At 65.3% G+C, this 5,025-nt stretch carries 4 protein-coding genes and 1 pseudogene; all 5 read left to right on the forward strand.

The features are described 5' to 3' along the window. Nucleotides 1-584 (forward strand): TraM recognition domain-containing protein (locus ACYVD1_RS34310; protein WP_460778645.1); only part of this gene is annotated, 584 nt, incomplete at its 5' end. Nucleotides 585-612: 28 nt separating this feature from the next. Continuing rightward, nucleotides 613-1,500 carry a replication-relaxation family protein gene (locus ACYVD1_RS34315; protein ID WP_460778646.1) on the forward strand — a complete coding sequence of 296 codons (888 nt, stop codon included), beginning with the start codon at nucleotides 613-615 and terminating at the stop codon, nucleotides 1,498-1,500. Then, nucleotides 1,493-2,563 (forward strand): C40 family peptidase, encoded by a 1,071-nt coding sequence (locus ACYVD1_RS34320; protein WP_460778647.1) that lies wholly within the window; start codon nucleotides 1,493-1,495, stop codon nucleotides 2,561-2,563. Before ACYVD1_RS34315 ends, ACYVD1_RS34320 begins: the two co-directional genes overlap by 8 nt. Before the next feature lie 492 nt (nucleotides 2,564-3,055). Further along, a pseudogene (locus tag ACYVD1_RS34325) lies at nucleotides 3,056-3,349 on the forward strand (transposase); the annotation flags it as partial. Nucleotides 3,350-3,528: 179 nt separating this feature from the next. Further along, a complete protein-coding gene (locus ACYVD1_RS34330; protein WP_460778648.1) occupies nucleotides 3,529-4,077 on the forward strand; it encodes a histone-like nucleoid-structuring protein Lsr2 in 549 nt (182 codons plus the stop codon). Nucleotides 4,078-5,025 lie beyond the last annotated feature (948 nt).

Below are 5,025 nucleotides of genomic sequence, written 5' to 3' on the forward strand. Positions count from 1 at the left end.
CCACCACCCAAGGGCTGGACCTGCGCACGCACGTGGACGCGGGTGGTGTGGTGATCGCTCGCCTGCCCAAAGGGGTTCTGGGCCAGGACACCTCCTCGCTGCTGGGATCGCTGCTGTTGTCCCAGGTGTGGAACGCGGTGCTGGCCCGGGCCCGCCAACGTGAGGCCGACCGGTCCGATCTGGCGATCTACCTGGACGAAGCCCAGAACTTTTTGACGCTGCCTTATGGGCTGGACGACATGTTGGCCGAGGCGCGTGCCTACCGGGCCGGGCTGGTGCTGGCCCACCAGGACCTGTCCCAGCTGCCCCGAGATCTGCGTGAAGCCGCCTCCGCCAACGCCCGATCCAAGATCTACTTCGACGTCTCCCCTGAAGATGCCCGCCAGCTCGCCCGGCACGTGCGCCCCAACCTGGGCGAACACGACCTGTCGCACTTGGCGGCCTTCCAAGCCTCGGCCCGCCTGGTGTTGAACGGGGCCCTGTCCCCCAGCTTCACGCTGCGCACCCGACCCCTGCCCCCGCCGGTCAAGGGGCGGGCTACGGCGGTGCGCAAGGCCGCCCGACGCCATACCCCGCCTACCTGAGCCCCACATGTGAAGGAGAAGTACCCCTGTGTTGCGCACCCACCACCCCACCCGGCCCGACCACCGCGCCCCCACCCGCCAACGCACCTCACCACAGGTGCTGCATGCCCTCATCCATCGACTCACCCCACGCGACCGCCAGATCATGCGCCTGGTGTGGGAGCACCGCACCCTGACCACCCACCAGATCGCCCGGCTGCTGTTCGGCTCCTACTCCATGGCCAAAGAGCGCCTGAGCGTGCTGTACCGCATCCGAGCCCTGGACCGGTTCCGGCCCTACGCAGCGCTGGGCTCGGCCCCCTGGCACTACATCCTCGATGCCCCCGGGGCCCAGATCCTGGCCGGTGAATCCGGGCAAACCCTGGTCGAGTTCGGCTACCGCCGCGACCGTGCCCTGACCCTGGCCTACCGGGCGAGCCTGAACCACACCGTGGGGGTCAACGCCTTCTTCGTGGACCTGGCCTCCCACACCCGCGACCACGACACCCACCTGCGGTGGTGGACCGCCGCCCAGTGCGCGGCCGAGTGGGGCGACATCGTCCGACCCGACGCCGCCGGACAATGGGGCGAAGGTAAGCGATCGACGCGCTTCTACCTGGAACATGATCGCGGCACCGAAACCCTGCGGCGCCTGAGTGAGAAAGTGCACGCCTATACCGAACTGCGCCGCGTCACCTCCCACCGCCAAGCGGTGGTGCTGTTCTTTCTGCCCTCCACCCAACGCGAGCACAACCTGCGCGCCCGTATCCCGCAACCGAGTGTGCCCGCCGCCACCGCCGTGCACGGATCCCATCCGGCCGGGGCGGTGTGGGCCCGCCTGGACGACCCCACCGGTGAGCGAGTGCGGCTTTCGCAGCTGCTGACCACACCCGTGGTGCAGCCACCGCTGCCCACCTGGGAGGTGGGGGGTGGCTAGTCCGCTCGGTTGCGGATGCGGCCTGATCCTGGGCCTGCTCGTGGTGGGGATGGCCGCGTCCCTGACCACCGCGCTCACCGACCAGGGCCATCACGGCGCCGCCCCTGAGGAGGTGGAGGGCATCGACCCGGTCCTGCTGGACGCCTACACCCAGGGCCCGCAGATCCTCAACGAGCCCGAATACTCTCACTGCACCGGCCTGCGCTGGCAGATCCTGGCCGGGATCGGATCAGTGGAGTCCGACCACGGCGCCACCGTCACCATCGACGCACAGGGCAACACCGACCCACCCTTCGTCGGCCCCCGCCTGGACGGCTCCGGCGTCGGCGGCAATCTCACACCCCACCACGACACCGACGGCGGACACTGGGACGGCGACACCGAGTACGACCGCGCGGTGGGTGTGACCCAGCACCTACCCGCGAACTGGGCCGACTACGGGGTCAACGCTCGCGACGGTGGTGAGGCCGACCCGCACAACGTCTACGATTCGGTGGCTTCGACCGCGGTGGAGCTGTGTCAAAGCGCCCAGGGTGAGGCGGTCGACTTCGACGATCGCGGCGACCTCAAAGACGCACTCTTTCGCTACAATCCCGCGGATTGGTACGTGGACCAGGTCATGGCCGAGATCGAGCACTACGACGCCGAGCACCCGCCGACCGGTTCCGGCATGGCGGGTCCGGGCAGCGCGGCCGGTATCGCCGCCGCGGAATGGGCCGTGGAGCAGGTGGGCACACCGTACGCGTGGGGCGCCACCGGCCCCGACGCCTTCGACTGCTCCGGTTTGACCATGAAGGCATGGGAAGCGGCCGGAGTATCGATTCCTCGCGTGACCACCGACCAGTTCGCCCACGGCACCCGCGTCGACCGGGAAGAACTACAACCCGGAGACCTGCTGTTCTTCAACGTGGGTCCCGACCCTCAGCCGGGCCATGTCACCATGTACATCGGTGACGGGGAGATGGTCAACGCCCCCTCGACCGGCAATAACGTACGGATCGACCCCATCGAAATGCCGTACTACGCTAACGCGTTCGCCGGGGCCATGCGCCCCCAACTCTGACGCCTCGGTCAGGCAAAAGGCCACCGCCCAAGCGCTAAGGTGCCGCGAACGACGCCGTGCAGCGGCGCGCCGCACGATGCGTATAGCGAGAACCGATACGTGACCTTCGGAGTACACCGTGGCAGCACCGAAGAAGACCTTAATTCCGCCCAACCCCCTGATCGACGCCTATGACCTCCTCGGGATTCCCGTCGTTTACCTGAGCATGCTGGCCAGCATGTGGCTCCTGACAGAGGTCCCCGTCACAGTGGCCACGGCACTGTGGCTGGCCGGGCTAGTCATCGCCGGGTGCGCCCTTCTCCTGGGGTTGCGAGCCCTGTTCAGGATCATTCGACATAAGCGACAAAGCTAAGTCAGGCGCACCCGAACGTCTGCGAAGCAGGTCGATGTGCGCGTCAAGCTCATCCAGAGTCAGGCGCTCAGTGGCCTCGCGCACTCGGCGTTGCACTTGAGCGTCATTACCCCCAGAACTCTCTGCAGCGAGCACGCCTGCTGCGTTCTCACCGTGGTCGGCGGCGGCGCAAACCGGCCAAGCTCCACGGCGACAAGGGATACGACTACGACCACCCGCGCCGATAGCTCCAAGAACGCGGAATCGTCCACCGCCTGCCCCGCAAGCAAGTGGACTCCTCACCGCGATGGGTCCGGTATCGGTGGCAGGTCGAGCGCACTATGGCCTGGCTGGCCGAATGCCGTCGGCTGCACCGCCACTAGGAACGCACGGGGGCACACTTGCTGGCTTTCGTCGGTATCGCCTGCACGCTGATCTGCTACCGAAGACTCACCACATATATGAGCTCTCAAGCCGCTCGTGTAGAGGACAAAGGAGACAGCGACACAGGGACTCTGGCTGATCTTGTCCACAACGCCAGCAAGGAAACCCACATCTCACGCACCCGATTTTTGCTTTGCCCAATCCTTTGTTGGTAGTAAGATGCCCGAAAACAATCATGGGGAGGCACCACATGGCGCGTAAGCAAGTCGTCACATTCGTGGATGATCTAGACGGCTCTGAGGCTCAGGGCACGGTTCAGTTTGCACTGGACACCAACGTCTATGAGATCGATCTGTCAGAGGCCAACCAGGAGGCTCTGAAGGAAGCCCTAAAGCCCTTCCTGGAGGCCGGCAGGAAGAAGCCTCAGTCTCTTCCCCGACCCAAAGCCTCTAACTCCTCCCGGTCTTCTCAGTCCCGAGAGGAGATCCAGCGCATCAGGATCTGGGCCAAGGAGAACGGCTACACAGTCAACGAGCGCGGCCGGATTCCCAACAGCATCCTGGAGGCGTACCAGTCCGGTAGGAGTGCCCCCGTAGCTGGCGCCCAGGGCAAGGCCCTGAAGCTCCTGTCCACGGGATCGATGTCCTCTGAGGGTCCGGCCAAGGCCACGATGCTCACAGACTCGGAGTTCACCAAGTGGGCTCACAAGCTCCTGGAGGATGAGTCAGAGCTTCCCAAGGACGACATCAAGGCTGTGGACTTCACCCGACTCCAGTCAGACCTGAAGGCCAAGGCGTAGACACTCCCGGGAGGCCCCGAGGGCCTTCGAGAGCAACGAAAAGGCCCTCCCTGGAGAGTTTTCCACGGGAGGGCTTTTTCATGCCGGAGAATTGACCTGAGAGCCCTCTGTGAGAGTTGGAATAGATGAACCAGCCTTAGAAGTCCAAGGCTCAGAAAACCCAGCCCCCCGAGGGGAAGACCGTATTCCTCTCCCCTCCGCGCACATGAGGAACGGGACCCCTCGCTCCACTCCGACAGCCCCTTTAGTCCCACGGTCACATGTTCGCGATATAACGAACCGGGGCACGAGTGTAGCGCTGCTCCCGAGTGTGTCCAGGATCTGAGCCCATCGCAAGAAAGCGTGTGAACCCTACCGTCGACACGGGCCTCCCCCACCAACGCCGAGCATGGTGGGGGCATCTCTTGGACCCGGGCCGCTCTCACCGGTTAGACTCAGCCTGTCGGGTGTAACGTTTGCTTGGTTGTTGACGCTCTCCCGAGGGAGGGCCGGGGCTTTGCCCCGGCCCTTTTCGGTCTCATGGGCCCTGTCGGGGCGGGGTGACATCGACCCACGCCCGGCTCACCCACAGCTGCACCCGTATCACCTGTGGATCGTCGGCGAACGTGGCGGCGCAGGTGCGGGCGCGAGCGTAGTCGGACTAGGTCGCCCCGGGTAAGGCGTCCATGATCCCCACCAGGTCGGTTCTCGGTCCCTGCTGCCCGGTTCGGGTCAGCTGCACCAGGTAATAGCCCCGTTGTTGGGCGCGCGTGGCCTCGCGGGCCATCTGGTATTCGCGCGCCAGCCCACGCGCCAGTTCTTGCCATTCCAGTACTTTCCCCTCGGGTTCCCCTCTGTGTCAGGCTCAAGTGGGACACCAAGGGATAACCTTCACTAACTGACACAAGCAGGGCGAGAACAGGCAACCACCACGGTGACAATGACCAACCACGACCTCCACACCAACGA

The sequence above is a fragment of the Nocardiopsis nanhaiensis genome, from assembly GCF_054778635.1.

What these genes read in the sequence shown, in the direction of transcription:
- ACYVD1_RS34330 (WP_460778648.1), top strand. Translation starts at nt 3,529, where the DNA reads ATGGCGCGTAAGCAAGTCGTCACATTCGTGGATGATCTAGACGGCTCT.